The sequence below is a fragment of the Kribbella sp. CWNU-51 genome (assembly GCF_054073265.1).
Genome location: NZ_JBSXMZ010000007.1, coordinates 551,263 through 573,860 on the forward strand (window position 1 = coordinate 551,263; position 22,598 = coordinate 573,860).

The 22,598-nt window shown below is 69.0% G+C and carries 20 protein-coding genes; 11 read left to right on the forward strand and 9 right to left on the reverse strand.

All coding sequences use genetic code 11. From position 1 onward, the window contains the following. Positions 1–173: 173 nt before the first annotated feature. From ACXC9Q_RS11045 to pyrE, 3 genes are read right to left on the reverse strand one after another with little or no spacing between them, the layout of a single operon-like run. Positions 174–1,013, reverse strand: a complete 840-nt coding sequence (locus tag ACXC9Q_RS11045; protein WP_457056375.1) for a LemA family protein — start codon at positions 1,011–1,013, stop codon at positions 174–176. A 37-nt stretch (positions 1,014–1,050) separates the two neighbouring features. Beyond that, positions 1,051–1,779, reverse strand: coding sequence for a DUF3137 domain-containing protein (locus ACXC9Q_RS11050; protein WP_457056376.1), 729 nt, complete (start codon positions 1,777–1,779; stop codon positions 1,051–1,053). After that, positions 1,779–2,324 (reverse strand): orotate phosphoribosyltransferase, encoded by a 546-nt coding sequence (gene pyrE, locus ACXC9Q_RS11055; RefSeq protein ID WP_457056377.1) that lies wholly within the window; start codon positions 2,322–2,324, stop codon positions 1,779–1,781. Before pyrE ends, ACXC9Q_RS11050 begins: the two co-directional genes overlap by 1 nt. A gap of 134 nt (positions 2,325–2,458) precedes the next feature. Here pyrE and tdh point away from each other — a divergent pair, with 134 nt between their 5' ends. Continuing rightward, positions 2,459–3,508 carry an L-threonine 3-dehydrogenase gene (tdh, locus tag ACXC9Q_RS11060; RefSeq protein ID WP_457056378.1) on the forward strand — a complete coding sequence of 350 codons (1,050 nt, stop codon included), beginning with the start codon at positions 2,459–2,461 and terminating at the stop codon, positions 3,506–3,508. Beyond that, the gene (locus tag ACXC9Q_RS11065; RefSeq protein ID WP_457056379.1) at positions 3,508–4,692 is read left to right on the forward strand and encodes a glycine C-acetyltransferase; all 1,185 of its coding nucleotides are present in this window, start codon (positions 3,508–3,510) and stop codon (positions 4,690–4,692) included. Before tdh ends, ACXC9Q_RS11065 begins: the two co-directional genes overlap by 1 nt. 22 nt (positions 4,693–4,714) lie before the next feature. On the opposite strand, the gene ACXC9Q_RS11070 is transcribed toward ACXC9Q_RS11065, so the two are convergent. Then, positions 4,715–5,125: a hypothetical protein gene (locus tag ACXC9Q_RS11070; protein ID WP_457056380.1), complete on the reverse strand. Its 411-nt coding sequence runs from the start codon at positions 5,123–5,125 to the stop codon at positions 4,715–4,717. 602 nt (positions 5,126–5,727) lie between these two features. On the opposite strand from ACXC9Q_RS11070, the gene ACXC9Q_RS11075 reads away from it, so the two are divergent. Next, positions 5,728–6,168 (forward strand): hypothetical protein, encoded by a 441-nt coding sequence (locus ACXC9Q_RS11075; RefSeq protein WP_457056381.1) that lies wholly within the window; start codon positions 5,728–5,730, stop codon positions 6,166–6,168. A gap of 412 nt (positions 6,169–6,580) precedes the next feature. Here ACXC9Q_RS11075 and ACXC9Q_RS11080 read toward each other — a convergent pair whose 3' ends face one another. Then, a complete protein-coding gene (locus tag ACXC9Q_RS11080; RefSeq protein ID WP_457056382.1) occupies positions 6,581–6,871 on the reverse strand; it encodes a hypothetical protein in 291 nt (96 codons plus the stop codon). Between the two features lie 210 nt (positions 6,872–7,081). Here ACXC9Q_RS11080 and ACXC9Q_RS11085 point away from each other — a divergent pair, with 210 nt between their 5' ends. From ACXC9Q_RS11085 to ACXC9Q_RS11095, 3 genes are all read left to right on the forward strand, one after another. Continuing rightward, entirely contained in the window at positions 7,082–7,915 is an 834-nt protein-coding gene (locus ACXC9Q_RS11085; RefSeq protein ID WP_457056383.1) for an SAM-dependent methyltransferase, read from the forward strand. A gap of 137 nt (positions 7,916–8,052) precedes the next feature. Continuing rightward, positions 8,053–9,138, forward strand: coding sequence for a winged helix DNA-binding domain-containing protein (locus ACXC9Q_RS11090; protein WP_457056384.1), 1,086 nt, complete (start codon positions 8,053–8,055; stop codon positions 9,136–9,138). Between the two features lie 62 nt (positions 9,139–9,200). Continuing rightward, positions 9,201–10,025 (forward strand): aldo/keto reductase, encoded by an 825-nt coding sequence (locus ACXC9Q_RS11095; RefSeq protein ID WP_457056385.1) that lies wholly within the window; start codon positions 9,201–9,203, stop codon positions 10,023–10,025. A gap of 142 nt (positions 10,026–10,167) precedes the next feature. Here ACXC9Q_RS11095 and ACXC9Q_RS11100 read toward each other — a convergent pair whose 3' ends face one another. After that, positions 10,168–11,127, reverse strand: a complete 960-nt coding sequence (locus ACXC9Q_RS11100) for a LysR substrate-binding domain-containing protein (protein ID WP_457056386.1) — start codon at positions 11,125–11,127, stop codon at positions 10,168–10,170. A gap of 98 nt (positions 11,128–11,225) precedes the next feature. Between ACXC9Q_RS11100 and ACXC9Q_RS11105 the strand changes: the two genes are divergently transcribed. Together ACXC9Q_RS11105 and ACXC9Q_RS11110 are read left to right on the forward strand one after the other, a co-directional pair. Then, positions 11,226–11,504 carry a hypothetical protein gene (locus ACXC9Q_RS11105; RefSeq protein ID WP_457056387.1) on the forward strand — a complete coding sequence of 93 codons (279 nt, stop codon included), beginning with the start codon at positions 11,226–11,228 and terminating at the stop codon, positions 11,502–11,504. Beyond that, positions 11,461–12,360 (forward strand): LysR family transcriptional regulator, encoded by a 900-nt coding sequence (locus ACXC9Q_RS11110; protein WP_457056388.1) that lies wholly within the window; start codon positions 11,461–11,463, stop codon positions 12,358–12,360. The genes ACXC9Q_RS11105 and ACXC9Q_RS11110 overlap by 44 nt, the downstream gene beginning before the upstream one ends. Before the next feature lie 7 nt (positions 12,361–12,367). On the opposite strand, the gene ACXC9Q_RS11115 is transcribed toward ACXC9Q_RS11110, so the two are convergent. Further along, on the reverse strand, positions 12,368–14,671 hold the full coding sequence (locus ACXC9Q_RS11115; RefSeq protein WP_457056389.1) for a N,N-dimethylformamidase beta subunit family domain-containing protein: 2,304 nt from the start codon (positions 14,669–14,671) through the stop codon (positions 12,368–12,370). Between the two features lie 206 nt (positions 14,672–14,877). Then, a complete protein-coding gene (locus ACXC9Q_RS11120) occupies positions 14,878–15,645 on the reverse strand; it encodes an SDR family NAD(P)-dependent oxidoreductase (protein ID WP_457056390.1) in 768 nt (255 codons plus the stop codon). Positions 15,646–15,696: 51 nt separating this feature from the next. On the opposite strand from ACXC9Q_RS11120, the gene ACXC9Q_RS11125 reads away from it, so the two are divergent. Then, positions 15,697–16,350, forward strand: coding sequence for a pyrimidine 5'-nucleotidase (locus tag ACXC9Q_RS11125; RefSeq protein ID WP_457056391.1), 654 nt, complete (start codon positions 15,697–15,699; stop codon positions 16,348–16,350). Positions 16,351–16,407: 57 nt separating this feature from the next. Here the strand turns inward: ACXC9Q_RS11125 and ACXC9Q_RS11130 are convergent, their stop codons facing one another. Next, positions 16,408–20,604, reverse strand: a complete 4,197-nt coding sequence (locus ACXC9Q_RS11130) for a S8 family serine peptidase (protein ID WP_457056392.1) — start codon at positions 20,602–20,604, stop codon at positions 16,408–16,410. Positions 20,605–20,773: 169 nt separating this feature from the next. Between ACXC9Q_RS11130 and ACXC9Q_RS11135 the strand changes: the two genes are divergently transcribed. Then, positions 20,774–21,760, forward strand: coding sequence for a helix-turn-helix domain-containing protein (locus ACXC9Q_RS11135; protein ID WP_457056393.1), 987 nt, complete (start codon positions 20,774–20,776; stop codon positions 21,758–21,760). Between the two features lie 116 nt (positions 21,761–21,876). Beyond that, positions 21,877–22,596 carry a FadR/GntR family transcriptional regulator gene (locus tag ACXC9Q_RS11140; protein ID WP_457056394.1) on the forward strand — a complete coding sequence of 240 codons (720 nt, stop codon included), beginning with the start codon at positions 21,877–21,879 and terminating at the stop codon, positions 22,594–22,596. The last annotated feature ends 2 nt before the right edge of the window (positions 22,597–22,598 follow it).

Genomic DNA, 22,598 nt, shown 5'->3' on the forward strand with positions numbered 1-22,598 from the left:
CTGTGCCAGGCGGGAAGACCGATGTACGCCGGATGTATCTCGTTGCGGCACTGTTGACACAGGTACCGGGGGGAGGCAGGCCCGGAAGTGGCGACTTGACCGCCGTCACAACCGGGTCTGGCACTGGCAGAGAGTTCGGGGTCGGGGGTCCTGAGCTACGGGGAGCCGGTGCCCTATTGGCCACCGGTGAATGGCGGCTGACCGTCCTGCGGTGCGGGGGAACCCGCAGGCGGGCCGCCCACCGGTGGCTGGCCCTGTCCCTGACCCGGGTACTGGCCGGGCTGCCCTTGGTACGGCGGCTGACCCGGCTGCTCCTGGTAGCCCGGGAACTGCGGCTGACCCTGGTAGTTGCCCTGGTCACCCGGCATCTGCGGGTGGATCTGACCCGAGGACGGCCCACCCTGCTGCATCTGCGGCGGCGCCTGCTCACCGGCGACCGAGCCGATGGTGCCTAACGAGACCTGCGGGACCGAGCGGACCTGCTCGTCCTTCACCTCGAAGTAGCCGGCCTTCTCGAACTTGAACGAACCCGCGATCAGGTTCGACGGGAACGCCTCGATCCGGGTGTTGTAGTCGCCCACGTTCGCGTTGTAGAACCGCCTCCCGGCCGCGATCCGGTCCTCGGTGTCGGTCAGCTCGCGCTGCAGACCGAGGAAGTTCTGGTTCGACTGCAGCTGTGGGTAGGCCTCGACCGAGATCATCATCTGACGCAGCGCGCCGGACAGCTCACCCTCCGCGGCGGCCCGCTGCTCCGGGGTCGCGCCCTGCACGTTGACGGCCTGGGTGCGGAGCCGGGCGACCTCCTCGAACACGTGCCGCTCGTGCGCGGCGTAGGCCCGGACGGTCTCGACCAGGTTCGGGATCAGGTCGTACCGGCGGTGCAACTCGACGTCGATCTGCCGCCAGGACTCCTGAATTAGGTTCCGCTGCTTGACGAACCGGTTGTACGACGTGATGAGCGCGACGGCCAGAATCACGACGATCACCACGATCGCGATGATGACGAAAGTCATTCCCTGCTCCCGAGTGTCGGTAATGCTGTCTGCGACTCTACGGGTAGCCGGGGCCGAGCGGCGGTTGCCGAAGGCGGGGGTCGACGCCCGCGTAGTCGCGCCAGACGTACGGCGGAACCTGCTCGACGATCTGCTGGAGCAGGGCGAGCCGGTTCATGATCTCGGTGGGGTTGTGGGCGCCCTTGTCCCAGCCGACCAGGGAGTTTCCTTCGATCCGCCAGCCGATCTCGCCACGGGCCAGCAGCAGCTCCATCATCCGCGGCGTCACGACCGCATGCCCGAACCGCTCGTCGTCCGCCTTCACCCGGAACGCCCGATTGAACTGCTCGCTCTCGAACTGGATGTCGCGGAATCCGAAGGCATTCGCGACCACGCCACCGAAGATGCCCTCGTGGGTCACCTCGAGATGCGGCAGCGCGCCCGGCAGTTGCACCACGACCACGCCGAACTTGTGGGTGGTCGTCGTACGCCGGCCTTGCGAGTCGGTCGAGTGCGTCTGGTAGCTGTAGTCGAAGGCAACCATCTGGTGGCCGTTGAACGCGCCGGAGAGCACGTTCCGGACCTGGCGGTTGTCACCGGCCTGGAACGGCGTACCCGACCACTGCCCGGCCAGCGTGTTGCTGGACGGCAGATACGCCCAGCCCTGCTGCGCGGCGAACCCGGCGAACAACTCACGCCGCCTCTTCGCGGCAATGTAGTTGAGGTAGAAGAGGCCACCGCCGACCAGGACGGCCAGCAGGATGATGAGGACGGTGCCGCCCTGCATCAGCTGAGCCCCAGGTCCTCGAGCCCGAACACGGCCCGGTACTCCAGGCCCTCCGACTCCACCCGCTCGCGCGCGCCGGTCGAGCGGTCCACGATCACCGCGACCGCGACCACCTCGGCCCCGGCCTCGCGCAGCGCCTCGACGGCGGTGAGCACCGACCCACCGGTGGTGGAGGTGTCCTCGACCGCGAGCACCCGGCGGCCCTTCACCTCCGGCCCCTCGATCCGTCGCTGCAGGCCGTGCGCCTTCTCGGCCTTCCGTACGACGAACGCATCGAGCCGGCGGTGTTGTTCGGCCGCCGCGTGCAGCATCGACATCGCGACCGGGTCGGCGCCGAGCGTCAGCCCGCCGACGGCGTCGTACTCGAGATCCTTGGTCAGTTCGAGCATCGCCGGGCCGATCAGCGGCGCGGCGGCCGCGTCCAGCGTGATCCGCCGCAGGTCGACGTAGTAGTCGGCTTCCTTGCCCGACGCCAGCGTCACCCGCCCGTGCACGATGGCCTTGCTCTTGACCTGCTCCAGCAGTCCGTCCCGGTCGTAGCTCATGAGCCTTGAGCTTAGAACACAGGTGAGTCCACGGATGTTCAGTGGAACTGCAAAGCCTGTGCACGACGTGTCGATGGACGCCGGTGGTTGCCTGGGACGACGATGTGGACGATCGTCGAAGGTGGAGGTGTGCCGTGAAGGCGCTGGTCAAGGCCATGGCCGAGCCCGGTCTGTGGTTGCAGGACGTTCCGGAGCCGAAGATCGAGGCCGACGAGGTCCTGATCAAGGTGCTCCGCACGGGGTTGTGTGGCACCGATCTGCACATCCAGAGCTGGGACCACTGGGCGCAGAAGAACGTGCCGGTGCCGATGGTGACCGGGCACGAGTTCTGCGGTGAGGTGGTTGAGGTCGGCGTCGGTGTCCGAGACGTCGCGGTGGGTGATGTGGTCAGCGGCGAAGGCCACCTGGTGTGTGGCCGCTGCCGCAACTGCCGGGCCGGCCGCCGGCACTTGTGCATCAAGACCCGCGGCCTCGGTGTCCACGTGCCCGGCGCGTTCGCGGAGTACGTCGCCCTGCCCGCGAGCAACGCGTGGGTCCACCGGGACCAGGTCGACCTGGACGTCGCCGCGATCTTCGACCCGTTCGGCAACGCCGTACACACTGCTCTGTCGTTCCCGCTGGTCGGCGAGGACGTGCTGATCACCGGCGCCGGGCCGATCGGCGTGATGGCCGCGGCCGTCGCGCTCCACGCCGGCGCGCGGAACGTGGTGATCACGGACCTGTCGGAGTACCGGCTGGATCTGGCCCGCAAGATCGGCGTCACCCGCGCGGTGAACGTCGGCGCCGAGACCATCGCGGAGGCGCAGCACGGCCTCGGGATGCGGGAAGGGTTCGACGTCGGGATGGAGATGTCCGGGCAGCCGGCCGCGCTGCGGGACATGCTCGCGAACATGACGCACGGCGGGAAGGTCGCGATGCTCGGCCTGCCCTCGGACGAGATCGCGATCGACTGGAGCACGGTGGTGCTCAACATGCTGACGATCAAGGGCATCTACGGCCGGGAGATGTTCGAGACCTGGTACTCGATGTCCGTCATGCTGGAACGCGGCCTGGACCTGACCCCGGTGATCACCCACCGCTTCGGGTACGGCGACTACGAGCGGGCCTTCGACGTGGCCCGGCAGGGGCAGTGCGGCAAGGTGATCATGGACTGGACGACGGAATCCCTGGAGGAGAAGCACTGATGTTCGGGCGGATGCGGGACGACCTGACGGCGACCATCGGCGAGATCCGGGACGCCGGGCTGTACAAGTCCGAGCGGGTGATCACCTCACCGCAGCAGTCTCTGATCTCCGTTGCGTCCGGCAACGAAGTATTGAACTTCTGCGCGAACAACTACCTCGGCCTCGCCGACCACCCTGAGGTGATCGCGGCCGCCCGGGACGCCTTGGACCGCTGGGGTTTCGGGATGGCGTCGGTGCGCTTCATCTGCGGGACGCAGCAGATCCACAAGGATCTTGAAGGTGCCCTGAGCAACTTCCTCGGCACCGAGGACACCATCCTCTACAGCTCCTGCTTCGACGCGAACGGCGGCCTCTTCGAGACCCTGCTCGGTGCCGAGGACGCGATCATCTCCGACGAGCTCAACCACGCCAGCATCATCGACGGCGTCCGGCTGTCCAAGGCCCGGCGCTACCGGTACAAGAACCGCGACATGGCCGACCTCGAGGCCCAGCTCAAGGACGCCGCCGACGCCCGCTACCGGCTGATCGCCACCGACGGCGTCTTCTCGATGGACGGGTACGTCGCTCCCCTCGACGAGATCTGCGACCTGGCCGAGCGGTACGACGCCCTCGTCATGGTCGACGACTCGCACGCGGTCGGTTTCGTCGGCGCGGACGGCGCCGGTACGCCGTCGCTGTTCGGCGTGAAGGACCGCGTCGACGTCGTCACCGGCACCCTCGGCAAGGCGCTCGGCGGCGCGTCCGGCGGCTACGTCTCCGGCCGTCGCGAGATCGTCGAACTGCTCCGCCAGCGCTCCCGCCCGTACCTGTTCTCCAACTCCCTGGCGCCCTCGGTCACCGCCGCCTCGCTGAAGGCGCTCGAACTCATCGGCGGCTCCAGCGATCTGCGCGACAAGCTCGCCGCCAACACGAAGCTCTTCCGCACCAAGATGACCGAGGCCGGCTTCGACGTCCTCCCCGGCGACCACCCGATCTCCCCAGTGATGATCGGCGACGCCGCCGAGGCCGGCCGGCTCGCCGACAAACTCCTCGACCTCGGCATCTACGTGATCGGCTTCTCCTACCCCGTCGTACCCCACGGCAAGGCCCGCATCCGCGTCCAACTCTCCGCCGCCCACTCCACCTCAGACGTCGAACGAGCCATCGCCGCCTTCACCGAAGCCCGCGCCGCACTCGCGGGGTAGCCGACTGGCGGGGTCGCAGTCGTCAGTCGAGCGGGGTTCCTGCTCTCAGGACCTGCTCGAGCTGGGCGGCGACCGCGTCCAGGTCCTGGGTCATCGTCTCCTGCCGGCCGGCTTCCAGCAGGGCCTGGATCTGACCGCGAGCTGCTCGTACGGCGTCTCGCAGGTCGAGCACCCGGGCTCGAGCGACTTCGTCCGGTGCCGATGGCTCCAGCGCGGTCAACCGGTCCTCCACCGCGCCAACTCGGCTCTCGGCGAGGTTCCAGCCGCCGGCGACTTCCGCGAGCGAACCCATCTGGCGGAGTTGGGGGATGAGCCCGCGGGCGAACCATGCCACCTCGTTCTCGGCCGACGCGAGTTCATCCCGCCACTCCCGCCGATGGCTGGCTCTCACCAGCAGTGGAATGGCCACGGCAAGCGCGACCACCAGCGCCACCAGCAGCCACCGCAACCAGGTGGGCGCGCCGTCCGATTCGCCCGAGGTGGGCTGAACCGACGCCGAGCTCGTCGGTGAGGGGGCAGCTGTGGATTCCGTCTCGGTCGGCGAGGTGGGCTCCTCGGGTGCCGATGACTCGGTGCGGGTTGGTTCGGTCTCCGGCAGCGTCGGCGACGGGACCGCCACAGCTTGCGATGACCGGGTCGTTTCCGGCGCCGGCTGCGTCGGCGACGGGGGCTCCACGGCTTGCGATGACCGGGTCGTTTCCGGCGCCGGCTGCGTCGGCGACGGGGGCTCCACGGCTTGCGATGACCGGGTCGTTTCCGGGGCCGGCTCGGTGGGCGAAGAGCTCTCCCCGCGTTGGGGTGACCGGGCGGGCTCGGACGTGGCCGCCGACTGACCGCGTTCCGGCGTACGGGTGGCTTCCGGGATCGTCGCCGTCGGGGATGGCAGCGCGGCAGGCGTGCGTGTTGACGACGCGGACGGCCGGGCGGTCGAGCCATTGTCTGCGCAGGACGCGAGGAGCAGCACCGCCACAGCCAGACCAACGGCTCGCATCATGGTGTGGGATCCCCTCCTGTGGTCTGCCCTCACGAGGAAGATTGCAGCTTCTGTCCGCGCCCGACTCATCCGCGTGGGGCGATATTCGGACTTTGCCGGTGCCCCGGGCATCGGCGCCGCGATCGCTCGGCGCGACCGTCATCGAGAAGCACGTCACCCTGAAACGCGCGGACGTGGCGTCGACGCGGCCTTCTCCCTGGAACCGCAGGAACTCGAGTCCCTCGTCGAGAACACCCGCATCGCCCAACTCCCGAAACGGCCAGCCCGAAGCGCAACCGCTCCCGCGTGAACTCTCCCTGGGCCGCCCGATCATCGGCCCCAAGCAGGCCGAACAGAACGTCCTCCGCTTCCGCCGCTCCCTCTACGTCACCCAGGACGTCCACGCCGACGGCCTGGCCCCCGACACCTTCCAACAGATCGGGCGACGCCCCTTCCGCCTAGACGCCAAGGCCAGCACCCCCCAGACCGGGGACCTGCTCTAGCCGACTCACCACGAGGTTGACGGCCGCCCCGGTGGTTCTCCCCGCGGCGTATCGAAGCACGGGTAGTAGTCACCCCTGCCGGCCAGCCGCCCGCCCAGCGGACTCCAGCTTTGAGGACTACCACCCGTCGCTCGGTACGCCCCCACCCCAACAACCGACCCCAAGACTGTCCATCAGGTCTGGGCCAGGCGATCTGTGGAAACAAATGTGCGCCCAGTGACAATTTTGTTCCACAAAGGGAGCGGCGGGAGCCGAAGGCCGAGGCCGTTGTGGGGTTAGCTCACAGGGGCGGGCGGGTCATCCGACGCGCCGGCGCAACAGGCTCGGCTCGGCTCGGCTCGGCTCGGCCCTTCCCGACGGCGACCCCGATCGACGGCCCGATATCCACCAGCGCCTGGTCGCCCGCCGCTGATCAGCGGACCTCGGCGTGCAGCGTGCCCGCCAGCGGCCGTACGGCGAGAACGTGCGAACCACGCGAGATCGTCAAGGGCAACCGGCTGGACAGGAAGGGCTCGCACTGCACGGCATGCCACGAGCCGTCCAGCGCCGTCGCGAACAGGATCCAGTCCGCCAGGAGCTCGCCCGGCCTCAACGCGTCCACGTCCACCACCCGCCCGGTGCCGCCGGGCAGCACGCGTGCATGGTGGCTCTCAGTGCTGAGGGCGGTAAACGCCGAGGACGCGACCGTCTCCGACGAGCTCACCCACGCGGCATCATCGAGGTGCGTCCGGCTGTCAAAGGCCCGCCTTCATCGAGGCCACGCCGCCCTGGCCTGAGCTCGTCCTACCTGGTCCAGCTCCGGTTCGTACCTTCAATTCCGGAAAAGCCTGTCGCGGTCGCGGTCACGTGCCGTCGCACATCCGCTACGCTCTTCCTGCAGGCCGAACCGCAAACGGAACAGGGGAGTTCATCGATGGCCGAAGGCGAAGAAGCCACCATGACCGAGCGGCTCAACATGGACAGGCCACATCCCGCCCGTGTCTATGACTACTTCCTGCACGGCAAAGACAACTTCGCGGTCGACCGGCAAGCCGCGGAGCACCTGCTGGAGGCATTCCCCGGGTTCCGCACCGCGGCGTTGTCGAACCGGATGTGGATGCATCGCGCCGCCCGGTACGCCGCCGAGCAGGGCATCACCCAATTCCTCGACGTCGGCACCGGCATCCCGACCAGCCCCAACCTGCACGAGGTCGTGCAGGAGATCGTACCGTCGGCGCGTGTCGTCTACGCGGACAACGATCCCATCGTGCTCGCCCACTCCCGGGCCCTGATGGCCAGCGGGCCGGAGGGCAGGACCGCGTATCTCGAGGCCGACGTGACCGACCCGCAGTCGATCCTCGGCTCGGAAGAGGTCAAGGACCTGCTGGATCTGAGCAAGCCGGTCGCCCTGAGCCTGGTCGGAGTGTTCCACTACCTGCCCGATGCGCTCGAGCCGTACGAGCTGGTCAAGCAACTGGTCGAGCCGCTCGCTCCGGGATCGCTGCTGATCTTCTCGCACTGCACGCCCGACTTCGCGCCCGACCTGTGGGAGCGGGCGATCCAGGTCTACAAGGCGGACGGCGGTGACGCCCAGGTCCGCAGCAAGGAAGAGGTCACCCGGTTCTTCGACGGTCTCGAGCTGGTCGAGCCCGGTGTGGCCGCCCCGTTCCGCTGGCACCCGGACGCCGAGACCGAGGCATTGGTCGCGAAGGACGAGTTCAACGACGTGATGTGCAGCCTCTGGGTCGGCGTCGCCCGCAAGCCCTGACCGTCAGCACGAGCACCGGCCCGGATCGGTCGACGCCGGGCCGATCGACCTCGGGCCGATCGACCTCGGGCCGATCGACCTCGGGCCGATCGACGCCGCGGCCTGACGTTGTCGGCTGAGTCCGGCAGGATGCCTGCATGGTGCTGATGAGTGCGCGGGCGGTGAATCGGGCGACGTTGGCTCGGCAGATGCTGGTGGAGCGGGCTGACGTGTCCGGGGTCGATGCGATCGGGCGACTCGTGGGGATGCAGGGGCAGGAGCCCAAGCATCCGTACGTCGGGTTGTGGTCGCGGCTCGACCGGTTCGAAGAGGCCGAGCTGGATCGGGCGGTCGCAGAGCGGGACGTGGTGCGGGCGACCATGTTCCGGGGGACGTTGCATCTGATGACCGCGGCGGACTACTTGCGGTTCCGGACCACGGTGAGCCCCGTGTTGGAGGCCGGGCTGAAGGTGCTGGGCGACCGGGGCGAGGGGCTGGAGCCGGCGAAGGTGGTAGCGGCGGCGAAGAAGTTGCTCGCGAAGGAGCCGTTGACGTTCACCGAGGTGCGGGATGCCCTGCAGCAGCAGTTCCCGGAGGTGAACGAGCGCGCGCTCGGGTTCTGCACACGGATGCTGGTGCCGTTGGTGATGTACCCGACGGACGCCCGGTGGAGCTGGTCCGCGAACGCTCGGTTCACCCCAGCGGAGGACTGGCTCGGCACCAAACTTCACACGCGCGCCGAGCCCAAGGAGCTGGTGACCAGGTATCTGGCCGCCTTCGGACCGGCCACGCCCGCGGACTTCCAGATGTGGTCCGGGCTACAGAAGGCGAAGCCGCTGTTCGACGACCTCGAGCTGGACACCTTCACGGACGAGGCCGGCAAGACGTTGTACGACGTACCCGATGCGCCGCGGCCGGATCCGGACACACCGGCGCCCGTGCGGTTCCTGCCGGAGTTCGACAACCTGTTGCTCTCGCACGCGAAACGGGAGCGGATCATCGCGGACGAGCACAAGCCGGCGGTCTACACCAAGAACCTCCGGGTGAAGTCGACGTACACCGTGGACGGCCTGGTCGCCGGGCTCTGGACGGCCGAGAAGAAGCGTGGTGTGGCGACTCTCACCCTCACGCCGTTCGGCCGGACGCTGAAGAAGACACTGACCGAGCTGGAGCGGGAAGGGACCGCGTTGCTGCGGTACCTGGAGCCCGATGCGAAGACCTATCAGGTGGTTACGAACGGTTGATGAGGTTGTTGTCACACGTCGGATGACTGGGCCAGAAGGGTTCGGCCCGGTGGAATGGGCAGATGAGCACAGTCCCCACCATCACTCTGGACAACGGCGTCGAGATCCCGCAGCTGGGCCTGGGGGTTTGGCAGGTCGAGGACGAGATCGTCACCGACGTCGTCACCACCGCTTTCGAGGCCGGTTACCGGCACGTCGACACCGCGGCCATCTACGGCAACGAGGCCGGCGTCGGACGGGCGATCGCCGCGTCGGACCTGCCGCGTGACGACCTGTTCATCACCACCAAGGTGTGGAACAGCGACCAGGGCTACGACAGCACGCTGACGGCGTTCGACGCGAGCCTGGAGCGACTCGGCCTCGAGTACGTCGACCTGTACCTGATCCACTGGCAGTCGCTGCAGCGGGACAAGTACGTCGACACCTGGAAGGCGTTCGAGCAGTTGTACGCCGACAAGCGGGTGCGCGCGATCGGGGTGTCGAACTTCCACGAGCCGGCGTTGCGGCGGCTGTTCGAGGAGACCACGATCCGCCCGGCGGTGAACCAGATCGAGCTGCACCCGGCGCTGCCGCAGGACGAGCTGCGCGCGTTCAACGCGGAGAACGACATCGTCACACAGGCGTGGAGCCCGCTCGCCTCGGGTGAGCTGCTCGCCGACGCGACGCTGAAGACACTCGGCGAGAAGCACGGCAAGTCCCCGGCGCAGGTCGTGATCCGGTGGCACCTGCAGCTCGGCAACGTCGTGATCCCGAAGTCGAAGACCCCGAGCCGGATCCGGGAGAACTTCGCCGTCTTCGACTTCCAGCTCGACAACGACGACATGGCCGCCATCGCCGACCTGGAATCAGGCGTCCGCACCGGCGGCGACCCGGACATCTTCGGCTGAAACGCCCCTTCCACACCCCTCGCCCCACCCGCACACCCCCGCGCGGCGAACCCTCCAACGCAGGGGGCATCCCCTCAGTTGGAGGGTTGCCCGCTCAGAATTTGAGGGGGCAACCGTCCAGCTCACGGGGCAAGCGGGCCGGTCAGAGGATGTCGAGGAAGCGGGCGAGGACCGGGGAGCGGTTGTCCGGCGACCAGGCGACGGAGAGTTGCCAGCGCGGTAGGTCGTCGGACAACTCGCGGTAGACGACGGCTTCCGGGTTACTCAGCGGGGTCGGGCTGATCAGCAGCGAGACTCCGAGGCCGGCGGCGACGAGCGAAACGATCGTCTGTACGTCGGCCGCCTCCTGCTCGATCCGCGGCACGAACCCGGCCGCCCGGCAGAACCCGACGATCGTGTCGTGCACCGCGGGGCCGCTGGGCCGGGAGTAGAACACGAACGGCTCGTCCGCGAGCTCGGCCAGCCGGATCCGCTTCCGCCCCGCCAGCCGGTGCCGCGCCGGCAGCACCGCCACCAGCGGATCCGCCGAAACCGCCCGCGACGCCAACCCCGGCCCGAGCTCTACGACGACGGTCCCGACACCCGGCGAGTGGTCCTCGGCGCCGCCCGCCGCTGTGAACCCGCGCTTCCTGCCTCCTTCGATGGGCGCCGGAGCGTTCGGCCGGAGCAGTCCGACATCGATGCGGCCGTCCCGCAGCGCCTCCGTCTGGCGGAGAGTCGTCATGGTCTCCAGATCCAGGACCACCTCCGGATAGGCGTCGCGGAACGCACCCAGCAACCGCGGCAGTGCCTCGTGGGTCGCGGACTGGACGAACCGCAGCCGCAAGGTCCCGAGCTCACCCCGCTGGGTTCTCTGAGCCGCGCGTACCGCTTCGTCGGAGCGCCGGAGTAGATCCTGTGCCTCGGCCAGGAACGTCGCGCCGGCCGCGGTCAGCACGAAGCGCCGGCGGACCCGCGCGAACAGTTCCACGCCGAGATCGTGCTCGAGCGTCGCGATCTGCCGGCTGAGCGACGGCTGCGTGAGGTGCAGCCGGGCCGCAGCCCGGCCGACGTTCATCTCCTCGGCCACGACGACGAACGACCGGAGCTGGCGTAGTTCCATACGTCAGATCATGCACCAAACGCATCAACTCTGCGAAAAGAATCCATTGGACGTATAGAGCGGTTGTTTCTACCGTTGAAGGGTCGAAAGGAATCAAAGTGATGTACGTCCCCTTCTCCGTGATCAAATCGGTCCACGAGCAGACCCACTCCGCAATGCCGAACGCACCGGTCGTCCCGCACAGACAGTCGCGCCGTCACCCACTGTCCGCCGTACGACGGCTCCTGCAGCGACCCGCGATCGTCACCGAGCCGGCACCCGTCGCCGAGACGCTGCCCAAGCTGGCATTGGTGGCGGGCGAGTCCATCGACGAGCTGTGCGAAGCTGAGGTCCGTGATCGAGGTACGACGCCTGCGGGTGTTGCGCGCGCTTGCTGACCACGGCACCGTGACTGCGGCCGCCGAGGTGCTGCATCTGACGCCCTCGGCGGTCTCGCAGCAACTGGCCGCGCTGGAATCCGAGGTCGGCCAGGAGTTGCTCGAACGCCGCGGCCGCCGGGTCGCGATCACCTCGGCCGGCCGCCTGCTCCTCGCCCACACCGACACGATCCTGACCGAGGTCGAACGCGCCGAAGAGGCGATGCGCCTGCACGCGAACGGCACCACCGGCGAGGTCCGCGTCACCGCATTCGCCACCGCGATCAGCCTGCTCGTCGCTCCCACTCTCACCCGGCTGCGCGAAACCGCCCCCGGCCTCGACCTCGTCGTCCGCGACGCCGAAGGCCATCAGGGCATCACCCACCTGCTCGACGGCGAGGCCGACATCGCGATCGCCGTCGAGCACCGCGGCTCACCCCGGCCCGACGATCAGCGCCTGATCCGGATCCCCTTGTACGCCGAGCCCTTCGTCGCCGTACTCCCACCCGCACACCCCGCGACCAGGCACGACACGATCGAGCTGTCCATGCTCGCGAACGACGACTGGGTGATGACCGCACCCGGCAATCCGATCCGGGACGTCGTACTCCTCGCCTGCGAGCAGGCCGGTTTCCAGCCGCGCGTCGTCCATCAATCCGACGACTTCCAAGCAGTCGCGGCGCTGGTGGCAGCCGGCGGCGGAGTGTCGCTTGTCCCGCGTCTCGCCGTGCCGCCTCCGGCCCTCGCGGTCATCCGCCCGCTCCCCGAGCCGGCGCCCACTCGACGCGTGTACGCCGCCGTCCGCGCGGGCCGTGCTGATCACCCGCTCGTCACCGCGACCCTCGCCGTACTGACCGAGGTCGCCGAGAAGCTCTGACCACCTCTCAACGGTCCACTTCAAGTTGCTGCTGGGGGACGGCCGCCCGCAGCTCGGCCGCCGCGGCGGCCGCGGTGCTTACCGGTGTTCGGATCGTCCCGCGGCCGACCCAGTTGGTGATGTTGGTGACCATGGTCGTCACCGCCCGCCGCGATGCCACCGACGGCGTGGGGATTCCCAGGTTCGACGGGCAACGGCGGAGCAGGAAGCAGCTGTAGGTGAAGGTCGAGCCGTTGAAAACCCGGGCACCTGACGGCGCGATGAAGGCCGTGGCGTGCATCGGCACCGGCCTGCCGTCCGCCCGGCAGGTAGCGCGGCCACTTGCGACGATGCCCAGCCCTGGATGCTTGTACAAACCCGGCCAGACATAGTCGACCTCGCCCGCGAGGAAGCCCGGCAAGACGGTACCGGCCGCGACGCCCTGGAACAGCCAACTGCGTCCGGTGGCGAGGGTGTTGCCCGCGACGCCGCACCCGTACTCGGCACCCAGCAGCGGCTGCGACGCGTAGGCATCACCGAGGTAACGCCAGAGCGTCGAGCTCCCGCCTGCGGTGTACCGGTCGACGTCCCAGGCCCGCAGAGTGCTGCTCGTGAAGGTGATCCGGCGGTACGCCGTGTTGGCGCCGAAGTTGCCCACATTCACACCACGCTTGATCGCCTGACTGAGCGAAGCCCGCATCCGCAGCGAGTAGTACTCGTCGTGCCCAGGCAGGAAGATCGTCCCGGCCCGTGCCGCCAGTTGACCACCGAACTGATCCAGGTCGTTGTCGGTCCAGTAGGTGACGTCGAATCCCCTCGACTCCGCCCAGAACACGAGCCCCTGATCCAACCCCAGGAACTGGCCGGACCCTTGGCCCTCGGCGTACGGGCGGTCGAACGTCAGCCGCCCTGAGCCGGTCGCGGCGCTGCTGTAGAAGCTCCGGCCGCCGTACCAGTTGTACGCCTCCCATGTGGTGGTCGCCTGCTGGATGAGCAGAGCATGCTTCCTCCCCGTGTCGTCGCGAACCGTCAGCGGCGCGTACGACGCGTACCTGCCATCGCTGACCCGGATGAGATAGGTGCCAGGCACCCAGGCCGCGGTCACCGGAATGGTCAACGTCTTCGTCCAGTTGGCTGCGGACGCCATCCGCAGCGGGTGGCCGTTGGCGGTGCCACCAAGGGTCGGTGCGGGCTGCACAACGGTCGGTACGCCGTTACGACGCCAGATCTCCCGCGCACCAAGACCCTGGTAATACCCCATCCGGTACGCCACGACGCTGACCGGTCGGCCGGACGTGACCTTCAGATCGACGGTGCTGCCGCACGTCGCGGAGACCTTGGTCAGGTAGGCCGCCAGGGGGCCGTTCAGGGATACCGGGATGACCCAGGCACCCGTGCCCGCCTTCGCGTTCTCCACGGTCGTCGCCGGCCAGACGGACGGACAGCCTGCCGGTCGTGTGGGGAACGAACCGGCTGCGATCGTGGGCATCGGTGCAGGTGGTGCGATGAGCGCCAGGCTTCCCGTACCCGCCATCAACTGGGCACCGGTCGAGGCGGTGGCCGTCATCCCCAGCCTCATGATGCCGCCGTACTTGGACAGGACGACTCCGTAGATCGGAATCGCCAGTCGTACACCGCTGCGGAGGTTGAGCCGAGAGCGCGGCCTCCAGGTCGCATAACCGCTGGAGATCGCCAGCGTCCCATTGACACTCGTCAGCGTTCCTCTCGCGCCGGTCGGCAGCTTCATCCGGACAGCGGACAGGACGCCCGCGCGGCCGACAGTGCCGGCATAGGTGAGGGCTGTCTTCTGACCGGGGATCGGCCTGGTCGCGGTGATGCGGACGTTGGCCGGGCGGATGAATGTTCCGCTGCCGGCGGACAGCACGTTTCCCGTGGTACTCGTCGCCCTGAAACTCAGTGTCCACGGTCCACCACTCGGCAGCAGCACGCCGTAGAACGGAATCGAGAAGTGGGCACCGACGGCAATGGCCAGAGTCTTGGCCGGTCGCCACAGCAGTACGCCCGGCGAGATCGTGTGGACCGAGCCGTTCACCGACGTGATCCGCCCACCGGAACCCTTCGGGATCGAGACGACGATGTACCGCAGGGTTCCCGCTCGGGTTGCCGTGGCTCGGTAGCTCAGTGTCGTCGTGCCATTCGATGCGACGGTCCCCGAGATCGCGACGTTGGCCGTGACCGCCACTGCCGATCCGGTGGCGACCGTCAAGGCCGCCGGAGCGATCAACCCGACCGCGACTGTTGCTGTGCAGCCACGGCGAACCGCCGATGACCTACCGCGACTCCAGCGTCGCACGGCGTCGGCGATGTTCATGATGCCTCCACCCCGGTCGGCAGCGGAGGACTACACGCCTCGACCTGCCGGCCTCGCCCGCACTCGCCGCGCCCCCCAGCGGCCCCTCGAGTGCGCGGCCAATAAACAAGAATCACAGATCATGACGGGTCCACACCAGGGCTCAAAGGCCTTACCTGTCGGCGTTTTTCGCCACCCGGCCGTCGTCCGTTGGGTCGCCTCGCGGGTCAGGCGCGGCGGCGGCCGTCGAGGCCCACGGTGGAGAAGCGGGCGATGAGTGAGCGGGGGGTGTAGCGGCCGGCGGCCACGATGAGTTTGTAGCGGCGGGTGGGGATCGAGACGGACTTGCCGCGCATCAGGTCCTTCCAGGCCGCGTCGACCAGATCGGTCGCGTCCAGCCACATGAACGACGGGATGATCGTCTTGTCCATCCCCATCCGCTCGTGGAACTCGGTGTGGACGAACCCCGGGCACAGCGCCATCACGGCAACACCCTTGGAGCGCAGCTCGATCGCCAGCCCGGCGGAGAAGTTCGTCACCCACGACTTGTGCGCGCTGTAGCTGCCGCGCTGAAAGAACCCGGCCACCGACGACACGTTGATCACCGCACCGGATCCGCGCTCGATCATCGGGAGTACGGCGGCATGCGTGAGCCGCAGTACGACGCGCACCAGCAGGTCGAGCTGCTTCTCCTCGACCTCGACCGGGTTGGCCCAGAAGGGCTTCTTCTGCCCGAAGCCGGCGTTGTTCACCAGCACCTCGATCGGTCCGGTCCGGAACCGTTCCTCCACCCGGGCCAGGTCGTCCGCATCGGTCAGGTCCGCGGCCAGCACCTCGCACGCGGCCCCGTGGAGCCGGGCGATGTCGGCCGCGACCTCCTTCAGCCGCGCCTCGTCCCGCGACACCAGCACCAGGTCGTAGCCTTCCCGCGCCAGCTTGTCCGCGAACGCACGGCCGATCCCGGTCGCCGGCCCGGTGATGAGCGCAGTCGCCACGTTCAAATCCTCCCGTCGGTGACGCCCCCAGTGTGTCACTACCCTGGCCAGATGCGGCCTGACGTCGACACCTGGATCCTCGACCTCGACAACACGCTGTATCCCGCCGGCTCCGCACTGGCCGCGCAACTCACGCACGGCATCCTCTCGGCCGTCGCCGGCTTCTACGGCACCGACCTGACCGGTGCCCGGCGGATCCAGGCCGAGCTGGTTGCGCCGTACGGGACCTCGCTGCGCGGTGCCATGGTCACTCGCGACATCGACCCGCACGAGTTCCTCGGCTTCGAGCGCCGGATCGACTATTCGGTGCTGACCCCGGATCCCGACCTCGCCACGGCGCTCGAGGCGTTGCCGGGACGGCGCTTCGTCTACACGAACGGCTCCGTCTACCACGCCGAGCAGGCGCTCGGGCGACTCGGGCTGACGACTCACTTCGACGGTGTCTTCGACATCCTCGCCGGCGACCTGATCCCGAAGCCGTACCCGGAGAGCCTCGACGCGTTCCTGACCCGCTTCGCGATCGACCCGGCGCGGGCGGCGATGATCGACGACCTCGAGGTGAACCTCACCCTCCCCCACGAACGCGGTATGACGACGGCGTGGGTCGCGGACGAGCCGTTGGCGGACGGGACACCGTACCGGCGGATCGCGCCGAAGCAGTGGCAGGTCCGGGATCTGCCCGCGTTCCTCAGGGATATGACGTAGATGTCCGGCCGGTCCCGCGGCGCCACGGGACCGGCCGGACGACTCAGTAGGTCGTGCTCAATGGGTCGTGATGCGGTAGACGCCACCGCCGGCGGTCCCGGCGTACAGCCACCGCCCGTCCGGTGACGTGATCAGGCTGGCCACGTCCAGGTTGGGCAATCCGTCGGAGATGTTGTGCCAGCTGCGCCCGCCGTCGCGGCTGTTCAGCACACCCCGTCCGCCGACCGGGAGTCCCGCGTCGGCGCCGTCACCGTCGGCCGCGAAGAGCTGGCCGTCGGCGCCGTACGTCAGGGCGGTGATGTTCAGCCGGAACCCGGACGTCGAGGCTGCCTTGACGGTCCGGCCACCGTCCCGGCTGTCGTACAAGCCGCTCCCGCCGATGACCAGGTGGTCGGGGTTGTGCGGGTCGAGCGCCAGGACCGACACCGGTACGGCGGACAGCCGCTGGACCGATTGGCCCTGATCGTCCGAGCGGTACAACCCGTCCGGTCCGCCGAGCCAGAGGTGGTCGGGGTTGCGCGGATCGGCGGCGATCGCGGTGACGAGGATGGGCAGGTTGTTCTTCCGCCAGGTCTTGCCACCGTCACGGCTGACCACCACGCCCGGGCTCAGGACGTCGTTGACCGCCGCATAGATGTAGTCGCGGTTCGCCGGGTCGACGACGATCTGGTAGACCCGGGCATTGGCCAGCACACTCATCTTGACCGTCCAGGTCCTGCCGCCGTCGGTCGACTCCTCGATCGTCGGACGGCCCTGCGCCTTCGACACGGCCCGGAACAGCCGGTGCGGATCGGACGGGTCGGTGGCCAGCGCCGTGATCCGGTTCCCCAGCAGGATGTCGCTGCCGTTGAGTCCCCAGTCGTGGTCGGCCGGGCTGGGAGCAGGCTGCACCGGCAACCCGGTCGTGAAGGTGGAGAACGTCGTACCGGCGACGAGGGTGGACTTTCCGGACGCGTCCTGCCCCACTGCCAGCGCATGAACGTCGGCGCTGGTCAGGCCGACGCGGTGGTACGTGGCACCGGAATCGTCGGTGACGTACAAACCGCTGCCCACCGCGGAAACCACCAGCCGCTTGCTGTTCGGCGGTGAGGAGATCCGGAAGATGTCGTTGCCGACCGGAGCCGGCACCGTGCTCCACTGCGTCCCCTCGCCACGGTCGACAAAGATCTGGCCATCGGTCGCGGCGTACAGGTCACCGTTGACCAACTGCACCGTGGCGAACGTGTCGGTCTCCGCCGCAGCCAGTCCGGGTTGCCAGGTCGCACCGTGGTCACGGGACAGGTAGAGCCGCCGCGCGGTGCGCGCCACGAGGAGATTCGCGTCACCGACGACCTCCTCCACGAACTGGTCCTCCTCGGGCGAGGTGAACAGTTCCTGCCGCGGCTCCGGCGTACCGTCGACGTTCCGGATGACGTAGAGCTTGAGGCCGTCGCCGAAGTACAGGTCGTGGCCGATCAGGCTGACGTGTTGCAGGTGCTCGCCCGGGCTCGGGTAGTTCGTCCACGTCTGACCGCGGTCGGTGCTGACGTAGATGCTGTTATCGAACGCGGGCACGATGAGGATCCGCCCGGTCGGGTCGATGGACAGGTCACTCGGGCTGACGTCCGGGAACGGCAGTGTGGTCCACGTTTCGCCCGCGTCGTGGCTGACCAGGATCTTCCCCTGGTACGTCGGGTCCGGCCCGCCCTCGACCGCGAGGTACACCGTGTCCGGCCGGGTCGGGTCGGTCGCCATCCCCAGGTTCACGCCGCCACCGATCGGGACGTTGCGCAGCTCACGCCAGGTGGTGCCGGCGTCGTCGGTCCGGAACACACCGGGCCGCGGCGACAGGTACGGCAGGGCGAACATCCGCCCGGCCTTCGAGGTGTAGCCGATCTTGTCCGCACCCTGACTGGTCGGACCGACGGACTGCCATCCGTTCGGGCCGGACCCGTGCGCGGTGCCCAGCTCTTCGTACGACGTCTGTCCGTCGAGCCAGGCGCCCGAAGGGGTCCGGGCGACCGCGGACACCTGGTAAGCGCCGGCCGGCCCGGCAGGCACGGTGTACCGCCACCAGCCGGTGTGGTCGAACGTCGCCGTACCGGTGATCGCGTGATGGGAACCGGGCGCAGTCACGGACACCCGCGGAGCCGCGGCCAGACCGGCCTCCGAGTGGATGTAGACCGAGGCACCCGAGACGGTCGGGTCGGGGTTCGCGTGTAGGTCGAGCGGACGCACGGCCAGCAGCCAGGGGACGGACAATTCCGGGGATCCACTGACCGAGGCACGCAGCCAGCCGCTCCAGTCCGCGCCACCGGACGGACGCGGGCCGGTCACCGTGAGCCGGATCGTCACCTTCGTCCCCGGGCTGAGTCGGGCGGAGCCCGGAGTCACAGAGACCTTCGCCGGCGTGCCAGTGGCCGGCTTCGCGTCGAAGTGCAGCGTCCTGGTCGTGGACGACACGTTGGTCAGCGTGAGCGTGGTCGTGGAGCGCAGTGTGTGGCTGCTGAGGTCAGCGACGCCCAGGCTCAGGGACCGCTTGCTCGGCAGGACAGCCAGCCGGTCGGCACCGGCCACGTCGAGGCGACCCGATCCTTGGGTGACGGCGTCGTACCCGGAGAGCCGGTCGGCGCCCCCGGTCAGGGCTGCGGCGACCTGCTCGGCGGTCCAGTCGGGGTGCGCCTGCCGGATCAGCGAGGCGGCACCGGCGACATGCGGCGCGGCCATGCTGGTACCGCTGTCGTCGGCGTACTGACCGCCGGGCCAGGTGGACCGGATCTCGACGCCGGGCGCGACCAGATCCGGCTTGATCGCGAAGCTGCCCGACGCAGGCCCGTGGGAGCTGAACCCGGCGATCTGGTCGGTCGCGTCGGTGCCACCGATGTGCACCTGGACCGGGCCTTGCGTGAGCCACTGCGCCAGATCCGACGCATCGGTCCCGTTCATCACGGCAGCGACCATCGAAGCCTTGCCCGGATCGTTCGACGAACCGGTGGCGAAGGCCGGGAGCAGCAGGTGACCCGCGCCTCCCCTGTAGTAGTTCGGCGTTCGCAGCAGCACCGCCTTCGCGCCGTGCTGCTCGGCCGTCGCGAGGATGTCGCCGAGCGTCTCGCTGTTGTACGCGACCAGGACGGCCTTCCCGGCGGCGTCGATGGAATCGTAGTCGCCCGGCGCGCCGTTGACCGCGTCGACGACCTCCAGGTCCTCACCACCGGCCGGCGGGTTCGCCGACAGTCCCACCCGCTGGACGTCGAGTGCGCGCCGGACCGGCGCGGTGACCGTGACGGTCGGTACGTCGATGCCGGTGATGCTGGCGCCGACCGCGAGGATGCCGGGCGCCTCCGCCGGCGAACCGACGGTGCCTTCGCCGGGACCTTCGTTGCCTGCGGCAGCGACCACGACGACCCCGTCGTGGACGGCGTTCTCGGCGGCCTGCTCGAGCGGGTCGTCGGGGGCCGGGTCGCCGGACAGGCTCAGATTCACCACGTCCGCGCGGTACGGGTTGTCGACGGCCACCGCGGCCTCGAACCCGGCGATGACCGCGGACTCGTAGCCGCGGCCGTCCTCGCCCAGGACCTTGTAGGCGGTGAGGGTCGCGTCCGGCGCGACGCCGGTCCGGCCGTCAGCCTGAGTAGTGCGGCCGGCGACGATCCCGGCGACGTGGGTGCCGTGACCGTTGTCGTCCATCGGATCGGTGTCGTTGTTGACGAAGTCGTACCCGGCGGCGACCTTGTGACCATGGCCGAATCCGCCCCCGAGATCGGGGTGGGTGTAGTCGATCCCGGTGTCCACGATCGCGATCGTCTGCCCGGCGCCGGTGACCGGCGTACCCTTCCGATCCTTGGTCTGCCACACCTGAGGCGCCTGGATCTGCGACAGTGCGGCGTCACTGGTGGAGTGCAGCTGCTGGTCCGGGTACACCGCGGTCACGCCGGGCAGCGTGCGGAGCCGGGCGGCGCCGGCTTCGTCCGTGGTGACGGCCACGGCGTTGAGGAGCTGGCTGAACTCGCGGGTCACAGTGGCATGGATACCGGCGGTGGCGACGGACTGCCGGAAGCTCGCATGTGCGGCCTGCACGGTCGCGGCCTGCTGCCGAGCCCGCGTTCCAGCGGACGGAGCCGGGGCGCCGGCGAACTGGACGATCACCCGCGTGCTGGGCGTCGGAGAAGTCGGCGTCGAGGGTGTGGCGAAAGCTGGGGTGGCCGCGAGGACGAGGGTCAGCGGCGTCGCCAACGCCACCGCCCCCCGGACGACACGTCTCGGTACAGGATGCATGAGGGCACTCCCGATGGCAGGACGGAAATCGATCTATGGCGGATGCAGTGTGCTCACGGCACGCAGCGAGCGGCCAGGGGATCGGGCGGCACGATGCAGCCAATGTCCTTCACCGGCCATCGAGATATTCGCTGCGCCGAGACCGGTTCCGCGGAGTACTCTCGCCACGATGTCCACCAGGGAGCGACGTGACGAGGGCAAGCTCTCCGCCGTCGGTGTCGCCGCGCTGGACGAGCAGCTCTACCGGCGGTTGCTGACCGCTCCCGGCTCGACATTGGCCGAGCTGACGGCCGGAACCGAGATCGGCGCGACCCGTGCCCGGCAGGCGATCGCGCGGCTCGAACGATGCGGACTGGTGAGCAGGAGGCCCGGCGTTCCGGCGAGATTCCTCCCGGCACCGCCGGACGTCGCAGTCGGCTCGCTGATCGCCCACCGCCAGGACGAGCTCGAGCGGGCCAGGCTGGCGGCGGAGAGTCTGCTCGCGGACTTCCACCAGGGCACGCGCTACGAGCACACCTCGCAGGTGGTCGAGCTGATCAGCGGCCAGGCCGCCATCAGTCAGCGGGCGGTCCAACTGATGAGCGGCGCCGAGCACGAGGTGGTGGTGTTCGACAAGCCGCCGTACGTCGGTGCACGGGACAACCCTGACGAGATGGACGCCCTGGCCCGCGGCGTGCGGTGGCGAGCGATCTACTCCACCGAGTCGCTGACCGAGCCGGGCCAGCTCGCCAGGATGACGGCCTTCCGGGATGCGGGCGAGCAAGCACGGCTCTCGCCGGTGGTGCCGACCAAGCTGGTCATCGTGGACCGCCGCCTCGCGCTGTTGCCGCTGGGGGTCGCCGGAGCGGACGCGGCGGAGACCGCGGTGCTGGTCCATCCGAGTTCCTTGCTCTCGCTGCTCGTCACGCATTTCGACGGCATGTGGGAGCGGAGCATCCCGTTCGACCAGCACCTGAACGGCGGCCAGCCGCCGGCCAAGTCCGAGCAGCGGGTCCTGCAACTGCTCTCGGCCGGGCTGAAGGACGAGGCGATCGCCCGCCAGCTCGGGATCAGCCTCCGGACCACGCGGCGGTGGATCGCGCATGTGATGGCCGACCGTGGTGTCACCACCCGCTTCCAGCTCGGGCTCGTCGTCGCCCGCGAACTGACCTCCTGACATCTGATGAATCGGTCGGCACCTCGCGGGGCACGGCTCGCACAGAGGGCAATGTGACCGCGATTGGTCTGAGGACTTACCCTGCACGTGTATCGACAGGGACGGGGAGGTAGCGAGTGGCAGCCACCGACAAGGCATTGGCCGGCCTGCGCCAGATGATTGCGTCCGGGGAGCTCGGACCGGGGGCCAAGTTCCCGCCGGAGCCCGAGCTGTGCGACCACCTCGGGGTGTCGCGCAGTTCGTTGCGCGAGGCGGCCCGGTCGCTGGCGGCGCTCGGCGTGATCGAGTCACGGCACGGTTCGGGCACCTACGTCTCGGCGCTGGATCCGGCCGAGATCATCAGCCGGTTCTCGCTATCGGTCGAGCTGATCCCACTCGAAGGCGTGCTCGAGTTGCTCGAGGTCCGCCGCGTGCTGGAGGCGCACGCCACCGCCTCGGCCGCAGCCCGCCAGGACCCGGACCTGCAGGCGCGCCTGAGTGACATCCTCGACCGCCTCGAGTCGACCACCGACGCGACCGAGATCCAGCACCTCGACGCCGAGTTCCACAACGCGATCTGTACGGCGGGCGGCAACCCGACCGTCACCGCCCTGACCGGCGTGATCCGGGGCCGCGGTGGTCACTACCGCATCTTCGAGCCCGGCGCGGACTTCGACGCCATCAAGCAGACCAGCGACCGCGGCCACCGCGCCATCCTCGCCGCCATCGCCACCCGCGACCCGGCGGCCGCCGCGACGGCCGCCTCCGCCCACATCGCCCAGACCGAACTCTGGCTCCGGGCCCTCCGCCCCGTGCCCCAGGTCGACCTGCCGGCCGAAGCGGTGCCGGCGAGTTGACG